Genomic DNA, 24,187 nt, shown 5'->3' with positions numbered 1-24,187 from the left:
AATGCAGCAAAGAAATGAATTGAAGCGGCACGAACACCTGACTGCGTGAGCACCAGATAAAATGAAGCCGCCAAACCCGAGGTTAGGCTGGCGGCTTTCAATTACTTTTTAGGGGCTGCTTTCTTTTTGGCAGCAGGTTTTTTCGCCGCAGCCTTCTTCGCCGGAGCTTTCTTTTTCGCTGGCGCGCGTTTCTTCGTGCCTTTTTTGGCCTCTTTTTCGGCAATCCATTCAAGCGCCATATCGATGTTCACATCTTCGGCGTTGGTCTCTTTGGGAATGGTCGCGTTTACTTTCTCCCACTTGATATAGGGACCATATTTACCCTCGCGGATTGAGATGTTCCCGCCGTCGGGGTGATCGCCTAAATCCTTTAGCACTTTGGCTGGCGCGCCACGCCCTCCGCGGCTGGCAACTTTTTCGGCTAACAGTTGAACCGCACGGTTCATGCCAACTTCCCAAACCTCATCAAGGCCCTCAAGGTTGGCATTGGTCCCGCCACGGTCCGAGGTTGTTTCGGCGTGCTTGAGGTATGGTCCGTAGCGGCCAATATTGGCCCATACATTTACGCCATCTTCGGGGTGCGGGCCGATCAGGCGGGGCAGGGCAAGCAATTTGACCGTTGTCGCAAGGTCCAACTCCTCTGGCTTCCATTCTTTGGGCACAGATTGGCGTGGTGGTTTTTTGTTGTCGTCCGTCACTTCGCCGCGCTGCGCGTAGGGGCCAAAGCGTCCTTTGTGGATCCAGATGTTATCGCCTGCATCCTCACCCAACAACTTACCTTCGGGCGGGATAGCACTTGTTTCTGCCTCGGGGTCCGGTGGGCCGAAGGGACGGGTGTATTTGCATTCGGGGTATCGTGAACAGCCAATAAACGCACCACCGGCACGTGCGGTGCGCATGGATAAGCGGCCTTGTTCACAATTAGGACATAGACGTGGGTCTTTGCCGTCGCCTTCGTTTGGGAAGATATGCGGTGCAAGGACGTCGTTGATTTTTTCCAGCACATCCGTGATCGAGTTGTCCATCGCCTCATCGATCGTCGCTTTGAAGTCGCGCCAGAATGTATCGAGCAGCTTTTTGTAATCCGCTTCACCTGCGCTTACGTGGTCGAGTTGTTCTTCAAGAGACGCGGTGTAGTCGTAGCCTACGTATTTGCGGAAATAATTCGTCAGAAACGCAGTGACTAAGCGGCCTTTGTCTTCAGGGAAGAGGCGGTTCTTGTCCTTGCGCACGTATTCGCGATCCTGAATGGTTGTCACGATCGAAGCGTATGTTGAGGGGCGGCCAATGCCCAACTCTTCCATCCGCTTGACCAGTGTTGCCTCAGTATAGCGGGGCGGTGGCTGTGTGAAGTGCTGCTCGGGGGTGACAGAGGCTTTGGCCATCGCCTCGCCCTCGTTCACTTGGGGCAGGCGCTTATCGTCATCATCCACGACAGCGTCGTCATCGCGGCCTTCTTCATAGACTTTCAAGAAGCCTTCGAAAATCACAACTTGCCCTGTAGCGCGCAACTCGACCTGACCATCGGCACTCCCAAAATCAACGGTTGTGCGCTCCATTCTGGCGGCAGACATTTGGCTGGCGATGGTTCGTTTGTAGATCAGGTCATACAGCTTGCGCTGATCTGCCTCGGTTACTTTGATGTCGTCCGCGCTGCGCATCATGTCTGTGGGGCGGATACATTCGTGAGCTTCTTGCGCGTTTTTGGCTTTGTTTTTGTACATACGCGGGGAAGCAGGGACGAAATCATCACCGAACTTGGTCTTGATCGCTGCGCGGGCTTCGTGAACCGCTTCGGGTGCCATGTCGATGCCGTCGGTCCGCATGTAGGTGATGAGACCAGCTTCATAGAGACGCTGAGCGGCGTTCATGGTTTGCCGTGCGCCCATGCCAAACTTACGGCTCGCTTCTTGTTGCAGGGTCGATGTCATGAACGGGGCAGAGGGGTTACGGCTTGTAGGTTTGGCCTCAACAGACTTGACCGAAATATCGCGGCTGTTGATCGCTTGTTGGGCCAATTCGGCCTGAGTTGCGTTTTCAATGTCGAATTTATCAAGCTTCTTACCGGCCAAAACCGTAAGGCGTGCTTCAACCGATTTTCCACGCGGTGTCTCAAGCACGGCTTTGACTGACCAATATTCGCGGTTCTTGAAGACCTCGATCTCCATCTCGCGCTCGACGATCAGCCGCAGGGTGACTGATTGGACGCGGCCCGCAGATTTTGCACCGGGCAGGCGGCGCCACAATACGGGCGACAGTTTGAAACCCACTAGATAATCAAGCGCACGACGGGCGAGGTATGCCTCGACCAATTCCGTGTCAACTTGGCGCGGGTTCTGCATTGCTTCGGTGACGGCGGTTTTGGTAATTGCGTTGAACACGACGCGGCTAACTGGGGTATCTTTCTTGAGGATCTTGCGTTTGCGCAGGGCTTCCTCAAGGTGCCAAGAGATCGCTTCACCTTCGCGGTCGGGGTCGGTTGCAAGTATCAAGTTGGGATCATCTTTGAGCGCGTCAGCGATTGCTTTGACGTGCTTTTTGGATGCGCTTGCGACTTCCCACTGCATCTCAAAATTGTTCTCTGGGTCAACGGAACCATCCTTGGGCGGCAGGTCGCGCACGTGGCCGTAACTGGCCAAAACGGTGTAGTCGCTCCCCAGATAGCTGTTGATGGTTTTCGCTTTTGCGGGGCTCTCTACAACAACAACTGGCATGATGGTCCTAACGACTCGGAAGGGAAATTAAGTTCGCACGTAGATGTGGTGGTGAGGGGGTGCTTGTCAACACAACTCGTACATGGGCGGTGTCTGACCGTATTCATACAAGGGTAACCTAACGTTAACATCACATGAACAGGCGCGTGGTTTGCGGTACCTATAGCCGGTCAGGAGGCGTAGATATCATTCCCCCATGGTGACGGATGATATGACCTTCGATCTCAAGCTCCAGCAGGGCTGCGCCGATCTGAGCTGGATCATGATGGTCTTGGTTGTGTGCGACAGCGCGGGTTATCTGATCTTGTGCGGCAGGAGTTGGCCCGAGCCGTGAAAGGATTTGAGCATGCAAATCTTGCGTCGTTGGTTTGGGCGTTGATGCGGTGCTGACGCGCGTGTGTGACGTGGCTGAGTTTGTCAGCGTGAGACTATTTTGCGTACTTGTAGTTTGCGGTTGTGGCGCAGTCTGTTGCGCACCAAGAACTTCTAACACGTCGGCGGCGTTACGAATTAAAGTAGCCCCATCACGCAGTAAAATGTTGCAGCCGGACGCGCGTGCATCAAAGGGGTGACCGGGCACGGCCAACACATCGCGGCCTTGATCGGCGGCGTTGCGGGCGGTGATCAAGCTGCCGGACTTTGCGGCGGCCTCAACCACAATCACAGCCTGCGCCAAGCCGCTGATAATACGGTTGCGGCGTGGAAAATGGCGTGCGGTTGGCCCAAGGCCCATTAGCATTTCAGAGAGTCGCAGACCGCGCATGGCAATATCGTGATGAAGCTGCGCGTTTTCGGTTGGGTATATATAGTCAACGCCGCCCGCTTGGACGGCAATGGTTTGTCCACCTGAGTGGCGGCTGCCCGCATCAAGGGCACTTTGGTGGGCGGCAGTATCAATCCCGCGCGCAAGTCCTGAGACAATTGTGATGCCGGCTTCAACCAACTCGCCTGCAATTTTTGAGGCAAGACGTACCCCAAGCGAAGATGCGTTTCGCGATCCAACCATGGCGACGCAAGGGGGGTGCAGTGCGTCTAAATTGCCCAATGCCCAAAGAACCGGTGGGGCATCGGCGATTGCTTTAAGGTGCGCGGGGTAGGCGGCGTCTGCTACGGTAAGCAATGTTGCCCCTGCGCGCTTAGCGGCAGCAATTTCGGCAAGCACTACTTGTTTGGGGCACGCAACGTATCCACGCACTCCGGCTGCACCAGCAATATCAGGAAGCGCGTCGAGCGCAGATTGAGCATCACCATGTTCGCCCATCAGCCGGTAGAACGTGGCAATACCAACCCGACGAGAGCGTAAGAGACGGAGCCACGCGATGCGATGTTCTTCCGTGGTGGGTGGGAGTAGGGGGTGAGTGGAAGAAGGGGTGTCTTCGTTCAACGGTCGCTCCGTCAGCTTACAGAATCACATCTACCGCGAACGGGTTAACGGAGTATTACTCGCCTTAAAGTTGTGTAGACCACATTGTGCCGAATATGTCCACTTATGTGGCCGACCCGCCCACTGTCAGGCCGCCAATCATCAAGCTGGGCTGTCCCACACCTACGGGCACCCATTGTCCCTGTTTGCCGCAAGAGCCCATGCCCGGATCAAGGGCCATGTCATTACCGATGCCGCGAATTTGTTTCATTGCCGTTGCGCCGTCGCCAATAAGGGTCGCACCTTTGACAGCCTCGCCCACAATGCCGTTTCGCACGCGGTAGGCTTCGGTACATGAGAAAACAAATTTGCCGTTCGTAATGTCCACTTGGCCGCCGCCAAAGCCCACCGCATAGATGCCGTCTTTAAGGTCCGCCACCAAATCCCCGGGGGCCGTATCGCCGCCCAGCATATATGTGTTGGTCATTCGCGGCATGGGGATGTGTGCATGCGATTGACGGCGACCGTTGCCCGTGGGTTCAACCCCCACCAAACGGGCGTTTTGGCGGTCTTGCATGTAGCCGACCAGAATACCGTCATCGATGAGGACGTTCTTGGCTGATGGCGTGCCTTCATCATCAACTGTGATTGAGCCGCGACGATCAGGGATGGTGCCGTCATCAAGAACTGTCACGCCTTTCGCCGCGATTTGTTGGCCCATGAGCCCCGCAAAAGCAGAGGCACCTTTGCGGTTAAAGTCCCCTTCAAGTCCGTGGCCCACGGCCTCATGAAGCAAAATCCCGGGCCAGCCGTTGCCCAGAACCACATCCATAATGCCAGCGGGTGCGGGCACCGCATCAAGGTTGACTAGGGCGACGCGCAACGCCTCACGAACCATGGGTTGCCAGTGGTTCGGATCAATAAGCCCGTCCATAAGATAGCGCCCGCCACCGCCAACACCGCCGCTCTCGCGACGTCCTTGGTCTTCTACGATCACCGAGATGTTGAGCCGTGCCATGGGGCGGGCATCACGGGTGATGGCCCCATCAGGGCGCATGATTTCGACTTCTTGAAACGAGGCCGATAGGGTTGCGCTGACTTGTACGATGCGGGGATCAAGAGCGCGGGCAAAGGCGTCAATCTCGGCCAACGTGTCTACTTTTGCCGCAAACGCGATCCCGTCGAGTGGGTTTTCATCCGTGTAGAGCTTTTTGTTGGTCCCTGCGGGTGCATCGGCCAATACGCCACCGCCTTCACCAACGGCCAAGCGGGCGGTTTCAACACAGCGCGCTATGGCAGCCTCAGAGATTTCAGAACTATGTGCGTAGCCTGCCACTTCTCCGCGAACCGCGCGCAGCCCGAATCCCTCTGACCCATTATAGGAGGCGTTTTTCACGCGGCCGTCATCAAAAACGATGGCTTCAGTGCAGGAGCGTTCCAGAAAAAGTTCGCCGTCATCGGCGCCTGCGGTAGCGGTTTGCAGCTGCGAAAGCGCTGCATTTGCGTCTAAAGCTGTTTCAAAAGGGCGAAAAAGCGCGTCAGTCATAAGCATCCCTACGTGTGAAATATTTGATCTGGGTCAAAAAAGCGTCCGTTTGCCGCAACGCGAAATCTTGAGATTATATTCAGGATATGGTTTTAAGCGTTCAGAATACAATTGGATTCCATGCGATCGGTAGCTGACGCGTGGAAGTGGACCAGACGGGACAGACCGTCTTAAGACAACGGGAAGCAGATATAATGCGTTTTTCGACCTTCATGGCGGCCTCTTTTGCCGCGTTCGTGGCAGGGCCAGCATTGGCCCAGGACTCAGAAGTGGTGCGCGGCGCACCGGTTGAGGGCGGCACAGGCTTTCAATTCGCAGCAACAGAACTTGCGCGGGACCTTCAGTGGTTGGACGGTATGATCAACGTGATCATCGCGGTTATTGTGCTTTTCGTAACTGGTTTGCTGGTAGCAGTCGCTGTGCGCTACAACCGCCGCCGCAACCCCGAGCCTGCGACATTCACACATAATTCACCTTTGGAAGTTGCGTGGACCGTTGTGCCAATCATCGTTTTGGTCTTCATCGGCGCGTTCTCCCTGCCTGTCTTGTTCAAGCAACAAGTTATTCCAGAGGCAGATATTAACATCAAAGTGACAGGCTACCAGTGGTTCTGGGGCTATGAGTATGTGGATGAAGGTTTTGCATTCGACAGCTACATGATCGGCCAGCCCGCCACCGTGACCGATGCAGGCGAAGCCAACGGCGTGCAACCCTACATCCTTGATGCAGCGATGGAAGAAATGCTTGCTGAGTACGGCTACACACGCAGCGAATGGTTGTTGGCCACTGACACGCAAGTTGTTGTGCCTGTGAACAAAACCGTCGTGATGACCGTGACGGGTGCGGATGTGATCCACTCATGGACGATCCCCGCATTTGGCGTGAAGCAAGATGCGGTTCCGGGCCGTCTCGCGCAACTGTGGTTCAAGGCAGAAAAAGAAGGTATCTACTTTGGCCAATGTTCAGAGCTGTGTGGTAAAGACCACGCTTACATGCCGATCACTGTAAAAGTGGTTTCAGAAGCAGAATACGAGGCGTGGCTTGTGTCTGCGAAAGAAGAGTATGCCGGCATCGCACCTGTCACCACTGGTAACTACCAGATCGCTTCTAAGTAACTCTCTGCCCTCCTTTCGTAGGGGGGCGGTTAGGGTCGAACGGTTGGTTCGACCCTTTAACGAAGGGACCACCTAATGACCGACGCTAGTCTGCAAACAGCTGCAAAGCCCGTTCCGGGTGAGGCAGAGTTCCGCGACTACTTCGCGCTGATGAAGCCGCGGGTGATGTCGCTCGTTGTTTTCACGGCACTCGTTGGTTTGTTGGTCGCGCCTGTAAGCGTGCACCCCTTCATTGGCTTTTGTGCCATTTTGTTTATCGCAATTGGTGCGGGTGCATCCGGCTCGCTGAACATGTGGTGGGACGCGGATATCGATAGTGTCATGAAACGCACCGCCCGCCGCCCTATTCCGGCTGGCAAAGTAACGCCGGGCGAAGCTCTGGCCGTGGGTCTGGCGCTTTCGGGCTTTTCGGTCGTCTTGCTGTGGTTGGCGACAAACGCCGTGGCGGCTGGTTTGCTGGCTTTCACTATTTTCTTCTATGCGGTCATATATTCAATGTGGCTCAAACGCGCGACGCCGCAAAACATCGTGATTGGCGGCGCAGCTGGCGCGTTTCCTCCGATGATTGGCTGGGTGGTTGCGACGGGTTCGGTAAGTCTTGAAGCGGTACTGATGTTCGCGATCATCTTCATGTGGACACCGCCACATTTCTGGGCGCTGGCACTGTTCATGAAGACTGATTACGACGATGCGCGTGTACCAATGCTGACCGTGACCCACGGGCGCAAATCCACCCGCATCCATGTTCTTTTTTACACCCTGCTGCTGTTCCCCGTTGCTGTAGGAACTGCGTTCACCAGCATTGGCGGGCCAGTTTATTTGGCTGTGGCGCTGTTCTTTAATATATGGTTCCTCAAGGGTGCCTATGACATCTGGCGCCGCGATGAGGCGCAGGCCGAAGCAGACAAATACAAAGTTGAGAAATCAGTCTTTAAAGTCTCGCTTTATTACCTTTTTGCCCACTTTGGCGCGCTGTTGCTGGAAGTGATGCTGGCACCATACGGTTTGGGAGGCTGGTAATGGGGTATTTCCGTCAAGAACACGAACTTCACACGCGCCGCTCGGGCCGCAATGGTGCTGTAGCACTGGTTTTGGTGGGGCTGATCGCGATTGTTTTTGGCCTGACTTATGTAAAAATCACTGGAGGCAGCAGCCTTGAGGGGTTTGACCATGCTGTTCGTCTGTCTGTCACAACCGAGGGAGATGCTAAGTGACCGAAATGACTTCAAAGTTGAACACGGCAAAGAAGCTGGTCGGCGTTGTCGTGATTATGGGCGCTTTGGCGTGGGCCTCTGTGCCGCTCTATGATTTGTTCTGCCGTGTGACCGGCTACGGTGGCACCACAAACGCCAGCACGGGCAACACCGAAGGCGTGTTAGATCAGACGATCAAGGTGCGGTTTGACGCATCAACAGCACGGGATATGCCGTGGGAGTTTAAACCGGAGCAGCGCCAGATGGAGCTGAAAATCGGTCAAGACGGCATGGCCTTCTACGAGGCTTACAATCCGACCGATAAACCAATCCGCGGCACGGCAAGCTACAACGTGGCGCCGTATGCTGCTGGTGCCTATTTCAGCAAAATTCACTGCTTTTGTTTTGAGGAGCAGATTTTGCAGCCCGGCGAACGTATGTCGATGCCGGTCAACTTTTACGTTGATCCTGACATCGTGAATGATCGCGAAGGCAAATATGTGCACACGATTACGTTGTCCTACACATTCCATATGATGGACGATCAAACAGGCATGGACGCTGATGATCAGCAGGCCGCTTTGATTGAACCAACACCCGAAACACCCCTGACATCACAACTACAATAAGACACGGAAAAGAGACACAAAATGGCCCATGTCAAAAACCACGATTATCACGTTTTGCCTCCCAGTGTGTGGCCCTTCATCGGCTCGGTCACTGGCTTCATCATGCTTTTTGGTGCTGTTTTGTGGATGCACGAAAGCGGTCCTTGGCTCTTTCTAATCGGCCTCGTCGGCGTGCTCTACACCATGTTTGCTTGGTGGGCAGACACTGTTGCGGAAAGCCAAGCGGGTGATCACACTCCGGTCGTTATTATTGGCCTGCGCTATGGTTTTATCTTCTTTATCATGTCCGAAGTTATGTTCTTCGCGGCGTGGTTCTGGTCTTTCTTCAAACACGCGATGTACCCCATGGGCCCAATGTCCCCTGCGGTTGATGGTGTTTGGCCACCCGCAGGGATTGAGACATTCGACCCGTGGCACTTGCCGCTTATCAACACGCTGATCCTGCTGTGTTCAGGTGCGGCGGCAACTTGGGCGCACCACGCTCTTGTGCACGAAAACAACCGTAAAGACATGAAAAACGGTCTGATCCTTGCGGTAGTGCTCGGCCTGATCTTCACTGCTTTCCAAGTGTATGAGTACACCCACGCGTCTTTTGGCTTTGCGGGTAACATCTATGGCGCGAACTTCTTCATGGCGACTGGCTTTCATGGTTTCCACGTTGTTGTCGGTACGATCTTCTTGCTGGTGTGTTTGATCCGCCTGCAACGCGGTCACTTCACACAAGAAAAGCACGTGGGTTTTGAAGCTGCTGCTTGGTATTGGCACTTTGTAGACGTGGTATGGTTGTTCCTGTTTGCAGCCGTCTACGTTTGGGGCGCCTAACCCCTCGCGATTTGCGATATTGATACAAAGGCGCGGGGTTATCCTCGCGCCTTTTGCGTTTGATTTGGGAGAACAGCATGCGCGGCAAGATCATCGGGATTTTGGTTTTGGGCTTTGTAGGGATTGCGATCCTTTTGAGTTTGGGCAATTGGCAGATGAACCGCCTTGCGTGGAAAGAAGGCGTGCTGGCCGAGATTGATGCGCGCATCGCGGGCCCTGTTTCCGAGTTGCCTCAAACACCCGATCCTGCGCGTGACCGTTTCGCGCCTGTCCAAGTGAGCGGCAATTATACTGGTGAGCATTTGCGCGTGTTGGTCAGCCAAAAGCAGGTGGGCGCCGGGTATCGCCATATCGCTGTGCTTGAGACATCCGCAGGTCGCATCATGATCGACCGTGGTTTTCAGTCTTTATTGGATGACCAAGCGCCCCGTTTGACAGGTGATGTGGCGGTTGAGGGTAATCTGCATTGGCCATCAGAAGTTGATGGCTATACGCCCGAGCCGGATTTGGCCAAGAACATCTGGTTTGCACGCGACGTTGATGCCATGGCCAAGGCGCTAAACACGCGTCCTGTTTTGGTGATTGCGCGCGCAGTAGCCCCAACTGATCCAGCTGTTTCGCCGCTGCCGGTTTCAAGTGATGCGATTCCCAATGATCACCTTAGCTACGCAATCACGTGGTTTTCGCTGGCAATTGTGTGGTTGGGGATGACAGGCTTTGTGGTGTGGCGTATGACGCGCAGGACTGACGAAAGGCGAGATACATGAAGTACCATTCAACCCGTGGCAATGCGCCTGTTTTGACGTTCGAACAGGCGATGCTTACTGGTCTTGCGCGTGATGGCGGATTGTATCTTCCCGAGACCATCCCGACATTCTCAAAAGCTGACATCGCGGCAATGGCGGGCCTGAGTTATGAGGAAATCGCCTTCCGTGTCATGCGTCCATTTACCGGTGACACGTTCACAGACGAAAAATTCGCGGACCTGATCGCAAAGGCTTATGCAGGTTTCGGTCATGCTGCGCGCGCGCCTTTGGTGCAGGTTGCGCCGAACCATTTCTTGCTTGAGCTATTTCACGGGCCAACCTTGGCATTCAAAGATTTCGCCATGCAGCTGATCGGTCAGATGTTTGAATTCGCGCTCAAGCGTAATGGGGAGCGGGTCACGATTGTGGGTGCAACATCTGGTGACACGGGTTCAGCTGCGATGGAGGCCTTCCGCGGGCTTGAAGCGGTTGATCTGTTTATTTTGTACCCGCATGGCCGTGTGTCTGATGTGCAGCGCCGCCAGATGACAACGCCGTCAGAGGCCAATGTCCATGCCTTGGCGGTCGATGGGGATTTCGACACGTGCCAAGCGGCCGTGAAGGACATGTTCAACGACTTTGATTTCCGCGATGACGTCCGCCTTGCTGGGGTCAACTCAATCAACTGGGCGCGTGTGCTGGCGCAAGTTGTATACTACTTCTCCAGTGCTGTGAGCCTTGGTGCGCCGCACCGTGAGGTTAGCTTTACAGTGCCCACTGGTAACTTTGGCGACATTTTTGCCGGCTATATTGCCAAACAGATGGGCCTAACCATCGACAAACTGGCCATCGCAACCAACCAAAACGACATCCTGCACCGTACTCTTGAGACAGGCGTTTACAGCACCGAAGGCGTGAAGCCCTCGATCAGCCCGTCCATGGATATTCAGGTCAGCTCGAACTTTGAACGCGCGCTTTATTATGCCTATGGAAGCGACGGCGCTGCGATTGCTCAACAAATGGATGAGTTAAAGCAAAGCGGTGCGTTTACTGTCAGCCAAGGGGCGATTTCGGCGCTGCGCGATACATTTGCGTCTGGCCGCGCGTCCGAAGGTGAAACTGCGGCGGCCATTACGCGCTATCATGCGGATCATGGTGAATTGCTGTGCCCACATTCAGCTGTTGGTGTGCATGTCGCAGAAGGGCATTTGGGTGCTACGCCGATGATTACTTTGGCCACTGCACATCCAGCGAAATTCCCAAACGCAGTCGAGGCGGCCAGCGGTGTGTTTCCTGCGTTGCCCGCGCGTATGGCGGATCTATTTGAGCGCGACGAGCGTATCACCCGCGTGACTGGCGGCGTCTCTGACATCAAGACCATCATCAAGGATCGTATCTAAGTGAGTGTTCAAACCCATCGCTTGTCCAACGGCTTTCGCATTGTAACAGAGCATATGGAGGGGCTGAAAAGCGCGTCTATCGGCATTTGGGTGCAAGCGGGCGGTCGCAATGAAACGCTGCCGCAAAATGGCATCGCGCATTTTCTTGAACATATGGCCTTCAAAGGCACCAAGCGGCGCAGCGCGTTGCAAATCGCTGAGGCGATTGAAGACGTGGGTGGCTATATCAACGCATATACCAGCCGCGAGATGACGGCCTACTATGCCCGCGTGTTGGAAAACGATGTGCCGCTGGCGCTTGATGTGATTGGCGATATTGTTCTCAACCCTGTTTTTGACCCTGCTGAAATTGAGGTCGAACGAGGTGTGATTTTGCAAGAGATCGGCCAGTCGTTGGACACACCGGACGATATCGTGTTCGATTGGTTGCAAGAAGAGGCTTATCCTGACCAAGCGATCGGGCGAACAATTTTGGGTCCTGTTGAGCGGGTTCAAAGCTTTAGCCGTGATGATTTGGCGCAATTCGTGGCACAGCACTACGGCCCCGGTCAGATGATTTTGGCTGCCGCTGGTGCCGTGGATCATGATGATCTTGTTCGCCGTGCAGAAGAAATGTTCGGCCATTTACCCGCCGCACCGTCAATTCAATCAGACGCTGCGCGTTTTGAAGGTGGAGAGCGGCGCGAGTTGAAATCCCTTGAGCAGGTGCACTTCGCCCTGGCTTTGGAAGGGCCGGACTACCGCGATCCGCAGATCTACACGGCCCAGATATTTGCCACGGCATTCGGGGGTGGCATGTCGAGCCGCCTGTTCCAAGAAATCCGTGAAAAGCGCGGTTTGTGCTATACGATTTTCAGTCAAGCGGGCGCCTATGCGGACACGGGCTTGATGACGATTTACGCCGGTACAAGCGCTGAGCAAATCGGGGATCTTGCTGCTCTGACCATGGACGAGATGAAACGCGCCGCCAGCGATATGACCCCAGAAGAAGTGGCGCGTGCCCGTGCGCAGATGAAGGCAGGGATGCTGATGGGGCTTGAAAGCCCATCTGCGCGCTGCGAACGTTTGGCGCGGATGATGTCAATCTGGGACCGTATCCCGCAGCTGGATGAGGCTGTTGAGCGGATTGATGCGGTCACCACGGGAGATGTCAAAGATTTCGCTGAAAACCTTGTGACGGCCCGCAGCGCGATGGCGCTTTATGGTCCTGTTGAGCAAGCGCCGCACCTTGAGCAACTAAAGGCGCGACTGGCCGCCTGATGCTGAGATCAAAACGCAAAGTCATTATCGAAACGGAGCGAATGACCCTTCGCCAACCGGCTCATAGTGATTTTCGGTTTTGGGCATCACAGCGCAGCGATAGCCATGATTTTCTAACGCCTTGGGAACCAACTTGGGCGGCGGATCACTTATCACGCAAGGCATTTACCAATCGGGTTTACTGGGCACAGCGGGCGATTACCCAAGGCACGGCTTTGCCGCTTTTCTTGATCCGCCGTGAGGATCAGGCGCTGATCGGCGCAATCACCCTTGATAACATCCGTCGCGGTCCTGCGCAGGCGGGCACATTGGGATATTGGGTGGCGCGCGCTGCGGCACGGCAGGGGTTCATGCGCGAAGCAATCGAAGCCACGACCCACTACGCTTTCAACACCCTTGATCTAAGCCGTCTTGAGGCGGCCTGCTTGCCTGAGAACAAAGCATCCCGGGGCGTTTTAGAGAAGTCGGGCTTCAAATACGAAGGTGTTGCGCAAAGCTACCTGCAAATTGACGGACGCTGGCGCAATCATGTGCTGTATGCAAATTTACGCGGCGACCGTCGGGGTCGCACGGATATTGGTCTGGCTTAAGGGGCTGCTTTTGTGCGCCATTGCACTACGTTTCCACGTGTTGCCAACCGCGCCATGTTGTAGCCTTTTCACCAAGGTAGCCCCATGGCATGAAGCCTCAACCGCCCGTGATTTAAGGATGCGCTATGTCGATTGCACCGCTTGTTTCCGCCACGTCTGATTTTGAGGCCAAAGTACGCGCCTTAATGCCCGATGACGTGTTCGCGACTGTCACTGCATCCTACCTTGAAGAGCCGCGTGGACGGTATGCTGGCACAGCGGGGCTGCTTGCGAAACCGCGCACAACCGAGCAAGTCGCGACCCTTGTTGCGGCGGCCCATGCTGCAGGTGTTGCGGTCATTCCATACGGTGGCGGGACGGGACTTGTTGGCGGGCAGATTGCGGAAGACGGTGTGCCCCCTCTGATCTTGTCCCTAGAGCGGATGACAGCGTTGCGTTCCATGCACGCGGAGGAAGGCGTGATGGTGGTAGAAGCAGGAATGATCCTTGCGGATGTTCAGTCACACGCCCGCGCCGAAGGTCTGATGTTTCCGCTTTCGCTTGCCAGTGAGGGCAGTGCGCGGGTGGGCGGCGTGTTGTCGACCAATGCTGGCGGCGTAAATGTTCTGCGCTACGGAAATGCGCGCGATCTTTGCCTTGGCCTTGAGGTCGTGATGCCCGATGGCACAATCTGGAACGGCCTGACGCGTTTGCGCAAAAACAACACTGGCTATGATCTGCGTCACCTGATGATTGGCGCCGAAGGGACCCTTGGGATTATTACCGCCGCGTGTTTGCGCCTGCACCCTGAGCCCGCCTCAGAAGGGACAGCGTTTATGGCGGTCCGTGATCCGCGCGCTGCACTATCGCTGCTTGCAATGACGCAAAAGCGTATGGGCGGCGGTGTCTCTGCGTTTGAGTTGATCCACAAGCAGGGCCTAGATTTTTTGTCTGAGACGCTGCCAGATGTGCGCCAGCCGTTTGCTGAAAAGCCCGAGTGGATGGTGCTGATTGACGTTGGCTTGGCCCAAGGTCTTAATCCTGCGTCAGCACTTGAGGCGTTGTTTTCCGAAGCCAGCGAGGCCGGCTTGGTAAGCGACGGCGTCATTGCACAATCACAAAGCCAGCGGCAGCAGTTTTGGGCCTTGCGCGAGAATATCCCAGAAGCAAATCGCCGGATTGGTTCGGTGAGCAGCCATGACATTTCGGTGCCGCTGTCGGCTATCCCTGCGTTTATCGAACGTGGCAATCAGGCGATTGCACAGCTGGGATCGTTTCGGGTGAATTGTTTTGGTCACGTGGGCGACGGTAATCTTCACTACAACGTCTTTCCGGTGGATGGTAAAAGCCGAGCCGATCATGAGCACCAGCGTGAGGATATTAAACGCACAGTCCATGACCTTGTCCACGACATGGGCGGGTCGGTGAGTGCCGAGCACGGTGTTGGACGGCTCAAAGTTGCTGATCTTGAGCGCTATAGCGATCCGGTGAAATTGACCACGATGCGTGCCATTAAAGACGCGCTTGACCCGAAAGGCATTATGAACCCTGGTGCTGTGTTGGCGCGCTAGAGCGTTATTGCCGCGCGCCAGCTTGCGACGTCAATCGCCTTCAAATGCACAAAGCGCGTGGATGTCGACGCCCATCGCCTCAAGCTTGGCACGTCCACCAAGATCAGGCAGATCAATTACAAAAGCGCAGCCAACAATCTCGGCACCAAGTTTTTCGAGCAATTTGATACCCGCCTCAGCAGTGCCGCCTGTTGCCAGAAGATCATCAACCACCAGAACTTTTTCGCCCGGCTGGATGGCATCATCGTGGATTTCCATCGTCGCTTCGCCGTACTCCAACGTGTAATCTTGGCTGAGGGTTTTGCCGGGTAGTTTGCCTTTTTTGCGGATTGGCACAAACCCGACACTAAGCTGGTGGGCGATGGCACCGCCAAGGATAAACCCGCGCGCTTCCAGCCCCACAATCCGGTCGATGTCAGTGCCCGCATAAGGATGCAGCAATTGGTCAATCGCAATGCGAAATCCGCGCGGGTCTGCAAAAAGTGTGGTCACATCACGGAACATGATCCCTTCATGCGGAAAGTCAGGGATTGTGCGGATGTAATCGCGGACGGTTTTGTTTGAGCGGGCCATGGTGGCCTCCTTTGGGCGGGCGTTGGGATGTTGGCTTGTGACCGCGTTGCGGCCGCTATGTCAACGGTACTGGCTTACTTTTGATCAGGGCGGGTCAGTGTGAAAACGTCACGGACGGCGGTGTAGTCTTTGTAGCCCATGCGGGCCAGCGGCGTGAAGGTGGTGATGTCAAACCGCCCATCAACGATGCAATCATCACGCATATGAACCCCTGTGACTTCACCTAGCACCAAGAAGTTATGCTCACCGCGCAAAGTGATAATTTCGGTCAATTTACACTCAAGCGCTGCGGGCGCACCTGCGACGCGCGCGCAAGAAATCGTTTCGCATTGTTCCTTTGTGAGGCCTGCTTGCTTAAACTCATCCACGTCTTTTGGAAGCATTTCGCTGCTGGCGTTCATGGCATCACGGGCGGTGAATTCAACTATGTTGACGCAAAACACGCCGCTTGCACGGATGTTGGCCACGCTGTCTTTTGTGTCACCACGGTCGGCCTTACTGCTGGTGGAAGAAAACATCACCTGAGGGGGCGTGTACGCGACCGCGTTGAAAAACGAATAAGGTGCGAGGTTGTCCGAGCCGTCTGCGTCACGGGTGCTGATCCAGCCGATGGGGCGGGGGGTTACAATGGCGTTGAACGGGTTATGGGCCAGCCCGCTGCCGGCGCCTGCCTCGTCTGAGGGGGTGTAGAACATGGTTGATGTACCTTTGCGCTTTGCCCCACGTTAACCTGCATGATAGGGCGAGTTCCAGTGGCACGATAAGCAAAAGGTGAGCAGCGTGGCGGGGTTACGTGAAGAAAGTCAGCACGATTGGTGGGAGGTAGAGGCGCTTTATGACCTTTGCTTTGCGCCGGGCCGTGAGGCGCTTTCTTCCTACCGACTACGTGACGGGGTGGCGCAGGTGCCTGGGCTGTCATTGGTGGCTCGTGATGAGGCGGGTATTTTGGGCGGGGCGATACGGTATTGGCCTGTGCAAATCGGCAGTGACACGGCGCTTTTGCTGGGCCCAGTTGCTGTTCACCCAACACGGCAGGGCGAGGGATTGGGAAGTGTGCTTATTCGCGACAGCCTTTCGCGGGCGCAAAACCTTGGGTGGACTCGTGTAATTTTGGTGGGGGATGCGCCGTATTATTCCAAATTCGGCTTTCGCAAGCTGACGGATGTGACCATGCCGCCACCAACAAACCCCGAACGTGTCTTGGGCCTCCCTTTGGTCCCGCGCGCTTGGGATGGCATCATAGGACAGGTGCAAAAAGTGGACAGCGCGTCCTAGCCAAGGCTGCGGATATAGGCTGCGATATCATCACGGACTGACATTTTGCCTTCGGCGCGTGCAGTCTCGATCACTTTTTTCACATCTGCCAAATTGACCCGCATCAACAATGATTTCACGGGGCCAATTGAGGCGGGGCGCATCGACAACGTGCGAAGCCCCATAGCGGCAAAGCAAACCGCCTCAATCGGTTTGCCCGCGTCTTCGCCACAAAACGAGATGGGAGTTTGCGTCTTGCTGCACCGGTCTACGATCATTTCCATGAATGACAAAAAGCTGACGTTCAGGCTGTCGTACCGTTTGCGGACGCGTTCGTTTTCACGGTCCGCAGCAAAGAAGAATTGCTTAAGATCATTGCCGCCAATGGATAAAAAATCCACATCTTCAAAAAATGCATCAGGGGCAAAGGCCAGAGACGGAGTTTCCAACATGGCGCCGACTTCGATGTTTTCGGGCAGGATATGCCCAAGCGCTTCTTCGCGTTTAATCGCTTTGGTCAGGGCTGCGCGGGCTTGGGTGAACTCTTCGTATTGGGCCACAAAGGGGAACATAACGGTGAGTGCGCGGCCGTTTGCAGCGCGCAAAAGTGCTTGCAACTGCATCCTCAAGACGCCCGGCTTATCAAGCCCCACACGGATCGCGCGCCACCCTAATGCAGGGTTTGGTTCGTCTTGCGGCTTCATATAGGGCAGAACTTTGTCAGAGCCGATATCAAGCGTGCGGAACACAACGCGCTTGCCCTGAGCCGCATCAAGTACGCGGCCATACAAGCTGGCCAACTCTGATCGGCGGGGGAATTGGTTGCGTACAAGAAACTGTAATTCTGTCCGAAAAAGGCCCACGCCCTCTGCACCGGAATTCTCAAGGCTTGGCAAATCGGCCATAAGCCCTGCGTTCATTTGCAGCGAAATGGTTGTGCCGCACAAAGCGGTGGCTGGCTTGTGGCGAATGTCAGTGTAGCGGTCCTGCGCTTTGGCGAGCATCGCGATTTTATCTTTGAACGCGGTGGTAACTGTGTCCTCGGGGCGCAAGTGCACAATGCCCTGTTCTCCGTCCACAAGGATTTGATCACCGTTAAGCGCCTCTGTCGTGACGCCCTTGGCCTGTATCACCAGTGGGATTGCCAGCGCGCGCGCAACGATCCCTGCATGGCTGCCGACGCTGCCTTCTTCAAGGACAATCGCACGCAGCTTGCGCCCATATTCAAGCAACTCGCCCGGACCTATATTGCGCGCCACAAGCACAGGGTGCTCTGGCATTTCAGCGCCGGTGTCCGCGCCTTGGCCAGTTAGAATTCGCAGAAGGCGGTTGGATAGGTCATCAAGGTCTTGCAGCCGTTCGCGTAGATAGGCGTCGGTGACCTCGTTCATCCTGGTACGGGCGGCGGATTGTTCTTTTTCAACTGCGGCTTCGGCGGACAGGCCAAGTTCGATGTCTTCATCCATCCGGCGCAGCCAGCCCTTTGAGTTGGCAAACATCCGGTAGGCCTCAAGGACCTGTTTTTGTTCTTTGTCGCCGGTTCCGGCTCCAGTCAGCATTTCGTCAACGGACATGCGCAATGTCTCAACGGCATCGTTGAGGCGTTTGTGCTCTGCCTCTGGGTCATCGGCCACGGGGTTTGTGACAACAACCCGGGGTTCGTGCAGATAAACTTGTCCCGCGGCGGCACCTTCTTGGCCCACTGATCCACGGAACATAACGGCGCGCTGGTGCAGCGCGCCCACGCCGGTCTCGTCGCTGACAAACGCGCCAAGCTCTGTCATTTCTGCAAGCACCATGGCCACAACCTCAAGGCCATAGATCTCGTCGGCGGTGTATTCACGGGTTTGGCGCGACTGAACGACCAACACGCCCAATACTTCGCCCAACCGTTGGATTGGCACGCCCAGAAAGCCGGAAAAGACCTCTTCGCCAGTTTCGGGCATATAGCGAAAACCACGTTGTTGTGGCGCGTTGTCGGTATTGACCAGACGTTTGGTGCGCGCCACGCGGCCTACAAGCCCCTCACCAAGTCGCATACGGGTTTGGTGGACAGCTTCGGCGTTCAGGCCCTGTGTGGCGCAAAGCTCAAGGGTGTCATCGTCGCAAAACAGGTAGATAGAGCACACGTCTGTGCCCATGCTTTGGGCAATCAGTTGAGTAATGTCGTCCATGCGCGCTTGGCCGGCGCGGTCGCTGGCCATAGTGTCGCGCAGTGCGCCAAGCAGCTTGCGGCTTTCGCTCTCAGAAGTTTGTGACACCCGTATTCAACCACTTTTAGGACGCCTTAGCTGGCGCCATAATGGTGTCATACCTGTATTTTACCCGCCGGTCATCAAGTTAGCGCTAAGCCCGTCTGAAATTGTAAGCGCTGCAAAGCGAAGTGGTTAAAAATGCAGCACAAACAGGGCATTACACGGCCTAGCGTTTAGGCTTTTTCCAACTCAAACGCATCATGAAGCGCTTGGACAGCCAGTTCCATGTATTTGCGATCAATCAGAACAGAGATTTTGATCTCGGATGTGGTGATGACCTTGATGTTTACGCCTTCGGCTTGAAGGGCCGCAAACATTTTAGCGGCTACACCTGCGTGGCTTCGCATCCCGATGCCAACGACACTCAGCTTGGCCACGTCTTTATCAGCGATCAGCTCTTGGTAGTTGATGCTGCCTGATGATTTGGCTTCCTGAAGGGCTTGATCGGCGCGCGCCACGTGATCAACGGGGCACGAGAACGTCATGTCCGTGCGGCCCTCTTCCGAGATGTTTTGCACGATCATATCGACGTTGATGCCTGCTTCGGCCAGCGGGCCAAAAATGGCAGCGGCGATGCCAGGGCGATCGGCGACCGAGATGAGGGTCATTTTGGCTTCATCACGGCTAAACGCCACGCCGGAGACTACGTTGGATTCCATGATTTCCTCCTCATCGCAGACAAGAGTGCCTGCTTGATCTGATTGTTCTTCAAAACTTGATAACACGCGCAGCTTAACTTTGTAGCGCATCGCCAATTCAACAGAGCGTGTCTGAAGAACTTTTGCGCCCTGTGAGGCCAGCTCGAGCATCTCTTCAAATGCGATTTTGTCGAGTTTGCGCGCTTTGTCAGATACGCGCGGGTCTGTGGTATAGACGCCATCGACGTCTGTGTAGATATCGCACCGCTCTGCGCCGAATGCAGCAGCAAAAGCCACGGCCGTTGTGTCAGAGCCGCCACGGCCTAAAGTTGTGACGCGGCCTTCGGGGCTGATGCCTTGGAAACCTGCGACAACCGCAACCTTCATGCCGTTTTCGAATGTCCGCACGATGTTGTCTGTAGGGATTTCCTCAATGCGCGCCGAAGCGTGCGCAGAGGTGGTCTTTACGGGCACTTGCCAGCCCTGCCAGCTGCGTGCGGGCACGTCCATTTCCTGTAGTGTCAGCGCCATTAGGCCAGCTGTCACCAACTCGCCTGATGCCACAACTGCATCATATTCACGGGCGTCATAGAGGGGCGATATTTCGTTTACCCAACCAACAAGTTCGTTGGTTTTGCCAGACATCGCGCTGACGATCACGATCACGTTGTACCCTTTGGCAACTTCAACGCCCACGCGTTTGGCTGCGCGTTTGATACGATCAGGGTTTGCGACTGATGTGCCGCCAAACTTCATTACCAATGTCGGCATATTGTGCGCCCTTTGTCTGATGTTGGGCGTCGTTTATGCCATGGGTGGTTTTTGGGCAAGTAGAAGGCGGGCGATTTAGCGACGGGTACGCACCACGCTAGTTGGCTTTGTCTTTCGCCATGAATGGCAGGGGCACTACAGGCACGCCGTCTTTGATCAACTCCTTGGCTTCTTGCACGTTGGCTTGGCCGTAAATTGCGCGTTCCGGCGTTTCACCATCATGAATTTTGCGCGCCTCGGCTACGAAATTGGTGCCCACATCATCAGCGTTGGTTTCAATGTGTTTGCGCATTTCTGCTATCGCTTGCTCGGCCGGCGATGCGGCTTGGCTCAGCGCGCCTCGGGCGGGGCGTACTTGCGGCGCCATCAGGGATTTAGAGACATCCGTATCACCGCACACAGCGCAAGACACTAAATTGCGCCCGCGCAGCGTGTCATAGCTGGCGGCGTCGGCAAACCAGCTGTCGAACTGGTGATCATTTGTGCATTTCAAGTTATATCGGATCATGCGGATCAAAGGCCCTAAGCATCATCAAGTAATATATTATGTAGGCAAAGCGTACCGGAGGGCAAGATCACAAGCGCGTAGCTGCGTTAGCTCAGCAAGCTGCGGTCAAACGAGGAGATAATCGCCCGCAACTCAGGCTCATCCACCTTTTTCGCTGCTTTTGATTGGCTGAACCACTTGCGTTTGCGCTGATCTACTTCGGGGTAGTCTTTGAGAATTTTCTTGACCTTGAGCGGGTACACCATTGCGACGCATGGCAGGTTTGGCATGTCGTCCATTTGTTTGGTGTAGGAATAAAGCCCGATACAGGTTTTGTAGATTTTCCCCTCAACACCCGCTTCTTCAAAAGCTTCTGTTGCTGCGGCATCACTTGGGGTTGTGTCGGCCATGGGCCAGCCTTTGGGGATGATCCAGCGTCCAGTCCCGCGCGAGGTAATTAACAAAATCTCAAGCTTGCCAGCCACAACCCGAAAGGGCAGCGCAGAGAACTGCGTGCGAAGGTCATACTTGGTTTTACCCGTAACAGAGAGCTGTAGCTGCTTCATTGATTTGTTGGTGCGTCTTTGGCCTGCATGTTTTTTATGTGGTGGCATCGTTGTGTCCTTCGTGCCTCCTAAGCCGTGAATATAACGCTAATTTCCGATGAATTCAACTTTTCGCAGACATCGGGCTTTGTTGGGCGCATGTATTGGCGCGCGGATGTGTCCATATAAGGGCTGGACAGTCATGGGCGTGGACCTAGGCTCACCATCATCATGACTACGCAATCGCCACTTGTTCGCCCTCTTTTCATCGGGTCCGAGATTTATCGCGGCTCGTCTTATGGCGCGTGGCACCCGCTGCGTGTGCCGCGGGTCAGTACGGTAATGGATTTGTCCCGCGCACTGGGATGGTTGCCATCACAGCAATACATCACAAGTCCGCGTGCCAAGCCCGTTGCAATTTCTGCATGGCACACACCTGCCTATATTGCGGCGTTGCAAGCCGCAGAGGCGGCGCAAGGGGTCAGCGAAGAGGTCCGCCGCCGGCATCACATCGGGACCCATTCCAATCCAGTTTTTGCAGAAGTGTTTCGCCGCCCTGCCACATCGGCAGGGGGTGCGCTTTTGGCCGGAGAACTGCTTGCCAACGGGGGGCGTGTTTATGCGCCGGGATGTGGCACCCATCATGCCATGCCTGATCGGGCAAACGGGTTTTGTTATTTCAACGATCCGGTTCTGAGTATTTTGTCGCTTAAGCGCAGTGGTGTGAAACGCATCGCCTACATCGACATTGACGCCCATCACCCAGATGGGGTGGAGCGCGCGTTTGAAGCCGATCCAGATGTGTTGATGATTTCTACACACGAGGAAAACAGATGGCCCCGCACCGGTGCGCTTGGTGATGAAGGAGTGGGAAACCTGTTTAATTTACCTCTGCCAAAACACAGCCACGATGACGATATGGCCTATGTTTTGTCAGAGCTCATACTGCCTGCACTGCAAACTTTCAGGCCTGATGCGATTGTCCTTCAATGCGGCGCAGACGCGGTCGAGGAAGATCCGCAGTCAACGCTTGCTATGTCCAACAACGCCCATTTTGAAGTGATCCGCGCATTGCTACCCATGTGCCCGCGCTTTTTGCTGCTTGGTGGGGGCGGCTATAATCCGTGGTCCGTGGGCAGGCTTTGGACAGGTGCGTGGGGGGTGCTTAACGGTATTGATCCGCCTCGTGATCTTGATGACGCACCGCGCCGCGTGTTGCAGGCCCTCACATGGAGTGGCCACAGCCGTGCAAAAAACAGGCCTAAGTATTGGTCAAGCACCTTACGCGATGATCCACGGAACGGGCCAGTTAAGGACGTGGTGCGTGAGCGTGTGGGTAAGCTTAAGAAGCGGCTTTTGGTGCACGTTTAAGATGCGCTTCGAGTTCTGTGTAAAACGGCTCTTGATCTTGCGCGCGTCCCAAAACCGGCGCTGCCGCGTCGCACATCACTTCTGGGCGGCAGGTCAGGATCGCGTGCGCCAGGTCTTCGGCTGAGCGGACCATCTTGGCGCCGCCTACAGCGTTCAGGGCACCATAGCTTTCCGTGAAATTTGACACGTGCGGGCCATGAAATACACCGCAGCCATGGCTTAGGGGTTCAAACGGCGTGTGCCCGCCAACGGGCTGGAAGCTACCCGCCACCACGCAAATATCTGCAATGTCATACCACAGTGCCATGTCGCCCATGGTGTCGGCTAAGGTGATCTGGGTGGTGTTGCTGCGGCGGGTCCGGTCCGAGTATTGGGCCACGCTGAACCGCTGGCCAATCAGGCTTAAAACCTCATCACGGCGTTTGGGATGACGGGGCGCCAAGATCAAATGCCATCGCGGGTCTTCGGCATGCAAAATGTCAAAGGCATCAAGGATAAGCTTTTCTTCGCCCGCGTGGGTTGAAGCGCCCACAACTGTGAAGGGGGCTTGGTATAGCTGCGCAAATTCTGCGAAATCTGCATGGGGTGCGGGACGTTGATAGTGCTCTTTTAGATTGTTGGGTGCGCTGATGTTTGGCGCGCCAAGGGCTTTGAAACGTGCCCCGCTGTCGCGGTCTTGCGGGCTGACAAGGCTCAGTGTGCGGTAAATATTGCGGAGTGAGCTGGGTAGGTTTTGCCACCGTGCAGCACTGCGTGCGGATAAACGCGCGCCAATAATCACAACAGGTACGTGCGCGTATGACAACACAGTTAGGCGGTTTGGCCAGATTTCGTTTTCAACAATTATATGCGCGGAAACGGACCAATTATGCAGTACCATTTTTGTGACCCAACGCAGATCAATCGGGGCCAGATGCGCTTCGATCCGGTCGTTAGCCCAACCACGGATCATATCGCGCGCTGTAATCTGGTTGGTGGTGACCAGAATTTTGCGGCTTGGATCACGGCGCAAGAGCGCTTGAAGGGTTGCCTTGGCGGATGTGATTTCACCGTTACTGGCTGCGTGAACCCAAATATGCGCGCCGCTCTGTGCAGGCCGTACGAAGCCAAGCCGCGCAGTCAGCCCCCCCATTTTCAGGATGGCATGCAGCAAAATGAACGGTGCTGCGAAGGTTATGGCGGCTCTGTATATCCACATGATCATATCCGCCTTAGGCGGAGATATTGTGTCGAGCAAGAGTGCGGCTTTGATTAATTGATTAAAATGGCGGCGCTACGTGACGGCATATGGCTTTTGACATGAGGATTTCGAAGAATTACTGTGTCTTTTAGTTAATTTTTGTGTAAGCCGCCTCTGGAATTAAA

The 24,187-nt window shown here is 55.3% G+C and carries 22 protein-coding genes; 12 read left to right on the top strand and 10 right to left on the bottom strand.

The window, feature by feature from the left end:
• Positions 1-101: 101 nt before the first annotated feature.
• The 3 genes from topA to tldD all read right to left on the bottom strand — a co-directional run bounded on the left by topA (position 102) and on the right by tldD (position 5,623).
• Positions 102-2,714, bottom strand: a complete 2,613-nt coding sequence (gene topA / locus NIG5292_RS11170) for a type I DNA topoisomerase (protein ID WP_048599620.1) — start codon at positions 2,712-2,714, stop codon at positions 102-104.
• Positions 2,715-2,874: 160 nt separating this feature from the next.
• Positions 2,875-4,098 carry a DNA-processing protein DprA gene (dprA, locus tag NIG5292_RS11165; RefSeq protein ID WP_074842110.1) on the bottom strand — a complete coding sequence of 408 codons (1,224 nt, stop codon included), beginning with the start codon at positions 4,096-4,098 and terminating at the stop codon, positions 2,875-2,877.
• 103 nt (positions 4,099-4,201) lie between these two features.
• Positions 4,202-5,623 (bottom strand): metalloprotease TldD, encoded by a 1,422-nt coding sequence (gene tldD, locus NIG5292_RS11160; RefSeq protein ID WP_048599619.1) that lies wholly within the window; start codon positions 5,621-5,623, stop codon positions 4,202-4,204.
• A 194-nt stretch (positions 5,624-5,817) separates the two neighbouring features.
• On the opposite strand from tldD, the gene coxB reads away from it, so the two are divergent.
• The 10 genes from coxB to NIG5292_RS11110 all read left to right on the top strand — a co-directional run bounded on the left by coxB (position 5,818) and on the right by NIG5292_RS11110 (position 14,928).
• On the top strand, positions 5,818-6,738 hold the full coding sequence (gene coxB, locus NIG5292_RS11155; RefSeq protein ID WP_048599618.1) for a cytochrome c oxidase subunit II: 921 nt from the start codon (positions 5,818-5,820) through the stop codon (positions 6,736-6,738).
• Between the two features lie 75 nt (positions 6,739-6,813).
• The gene (gene cyoE, locus NIG5292_RS11150) at positions 6,814-7,758 is read left to right on the top strand and encodes a heme o synthase (RefSeq protein WP_048599617.1); all 945 of its coding nucleotides are present in this window, start codon (positions 6,814-6,816) and stop codon (positions 7,756-7,758) included.
• On the top strand, positions 7,758-7,952 hold the full coding sequence (locus NIG5292_RS11145) for a cytochrome c oxidase system small membrane protein (RefSeq protein ID WP_048599616.1): 195 nt from the start codon (positions 7,758-7,760) through the stop codon (positions 7,950-7,952). Before cyoE ends, NIG5292_RS11145 begins: the two co-directional genes overlap by 1 nt.
• 5 nt (positions 7,953-7,957) lie before the next feature.
• Complete coding sequence (locus NIG5292_RS11140; protein ID WP_048599668.1) at positions 7,958-8,560, top strand: cytochrome c oxidase assembly protein; 603 nt, start codon at positions 7,958-7,960, stop codon at positions 8,558-8,560.
• A gap of 21 nt (positions 8,561-8,581) precedes the next feature.
• Positions 8,582-9,382, top strand: coding sequence for a cytochrome c oxidase subunit 3 (locus NIG5292_RS11135; protein WP_048599615.1), 801 nt, complete (start codon positions 8,582-8,584; stop codon positions 9,380-9,382).
• Positions 9,383-9,459: 77 nt separating this feature from the next.
• A complete protein-coding gene (locus NIG5292_RS11130; protein WP_048599614.1) occupies positions 9,460-10,149 on the top strand; it encodes an SURF1 family protein in 690 nt (229 codons plus the stop codon).
• Positions 10,146-11,528, top strand: coding sequence for a threonine synthase (thrC, locus tag NIG5292_RS11125; RefSeq protein WP_048599613.1), 1,383 nt, complete (start codon positions 10,146-10,148; stop codon positions 11,526-11,528). The genes NIG5292_RS11130 and thrC overlap by 4 nt, the downstream gene beginning before the upstream one ends.
• Entirely contained in the window at positions 11,529-12,788 is a 1,260-nt protein-coding gene (locus tag NIG5292_RS11120) for a M16 family metallopeptidase (protein WP_048599612.1), read from the top strand.
• On the top strand, positions 12,788-13,378 hold the full coding sequence (locus tag NIG5292_RS11115; protein WP_048599611.1) for a GNAT family N-acetyltransferase: 591 nt from the start codon (positions 12,788-12,790) through the stop codon (positions 13,376-13,378). Before NIG5292_RS11120 ends, NIG5292_RS11115 begins: the two co-directional genes overlap by 1 nt.
• A 125-nt stretch (positions 13,379-13,503) precedes the next feature.
• Positions 13,504-14,928: an FAD-binding oxidoreductase gene (locus NIG5292_RS11110; RefSeq protein WP_048599610.1), complete on the top strand. Its 1,425-nt coding sequence runs from the start codon at positions 13,504-13,506 to the stop codon at positions 14,926-14,928.
• Positions 14,929-14,958: 30 nt separating this feature from the next.
• Here NIG5292_RS11110 and NIG5292_RS11105 read toward each other — a convergent pair whose 3' ends face one another.
• Both NIG5292_RS11105 and NIG5292_RS11100 read right to left on the bottom strand, forming a co-directional pair.
• Entirely contained in the window at positions 14,959-15,501 is a 543-nt protein-coding gene (locus tag NIG5292_RS11105; protein WP_048599609.1) for an adenine phosphoribosyltransferase, read from the bottom strand.
• Positions 15,502-15,575: 74 nt separating this feature from the next.
• The gene (locus NIG5292_RS11100) at positions 15,576-16,196 is read right to left on the bottom strand and encodes a flavin reductase family protein (RefSeq protein WP_048599608.1); all 621 of its coding nucleotides are present in this window, start codon (positions 16,194-16,196) and stop codon (positions 15,576-15,578) included.
• 85 nt (positions 16,197-16,281) lie between these two features.
• Between NIG5292_RS11100 and NIG5292_RS11095 the strand changes: the two genes are divergently transcribed.
• Positions 16,282-16,776: a GNAT family N-acetyltransferase gene (locus NIG5292_RS11095; RefSeq protein ID WP_048599607.1), complete on the top strand. Its 495-nt coding sequence runs from the start codon at positions 16,282-16,284 to the stop codon at positions 16,774-16,776.
• On the opposite strand, the gene ptsP is transcribed toward NIG5292_RS11095, so the two are convergent.
• The 4 genes from ptsP to NIG5292_RS11075 form a co-directional block, all read right to left on the bottom strand.
• A complete protein-coding gene (gene ptsP / locus NIG5292_RS11090; RefSeq protein ID WP_048599606.1) occupies positions 16,773-19,016 on the bottom strand; it encodes a phosphoenolpyruvate--protein phosphotransferase in 2,244 nt (747 codons plus the stop codon). The genes NIG5292_RS11095 and ptsP overlap by 4 nt on opposite strands.
• Before the next feature lie 167 nt (positions 19,017-19,183).
• Positions 19,184-20,419, bottom strand: a complete 1,236-nt coding sequence (locus tag NIG5292_RS11085) for an aspartate kinase (protein ID WP_048599605.1) — start codon at positions 20,417-20,419, stop codon at positions 19,184-19,186.
• Between the two features lie 97 nt (positions 20,420-20,516).
• A complete protein-coding gene (locus NIG5292_RS11080) occupies positions 20,517-20,927 on the bottom strand; it encodes a DUF1178 family protein (RefSeq protein WP_048599604.1) in 411 nt (136 codons plus the stop codon).
• Between the two features lie 86 nt (positions 20,928-21,013).
• Entirely contained in the window at positions 21,014-21,520 is a 507-nt protein-coding gene (locus NIG5292_RS11075) for an NUDIX hydrolase (RefSeq protein WP_233488219.1), read from the bottom strand.
• A gap of 162 nt (positions 21,521-21,682) precedes the next feature.
• Here NIG5292_RS11075 and NIG5292_RS11070 point away from each other — a divergent pair, with 162 nt between their 5' ends.
• On the top strand, positions 21,683-22,822 hold the full coding sequence (locus NIG5292_RS11070; protein ID WP_048599603.1) for an acetoin utilization protein AcuC: 1,140 nt from the start codon (positions 21,683-21,685) through the stop codon (positions 22,820-22,822).
• Here NIG5292_RS11070 and NIG5292_RS11065 read toward each other — a convergent pair.
• Positions 22,794-24,020, bottom strand: coding sequence for a 3-deoxy-D-manno-octulosonic acid transferase (locus NIG5292_RS11065; RefSeq protein WP_048599602.1), 1,227 nt, complete (start codon positions 24,018-24,020; stop codon positions 22,794-22,796). The genes NIG5292_RS11070 and NIG5292_RS11065 overlap by 29 nt on opposite strands.
• Positions 24,021-24,187: the final 167 nt, after the last annotated feature.

The organism is Nereida ignava (assembly GCF_001049735.1).
Lineage (GTDB): Bacteria > Pseudomonadota > Alphaproteobacteria > Rhodobacterales > Rhodobacteraceae > Nereida > Nereida ignava.
Note: the sequence above shows the minus strand (reverse complement) of the source record. Positions and strands in the feature narration are given on the sequence as shown.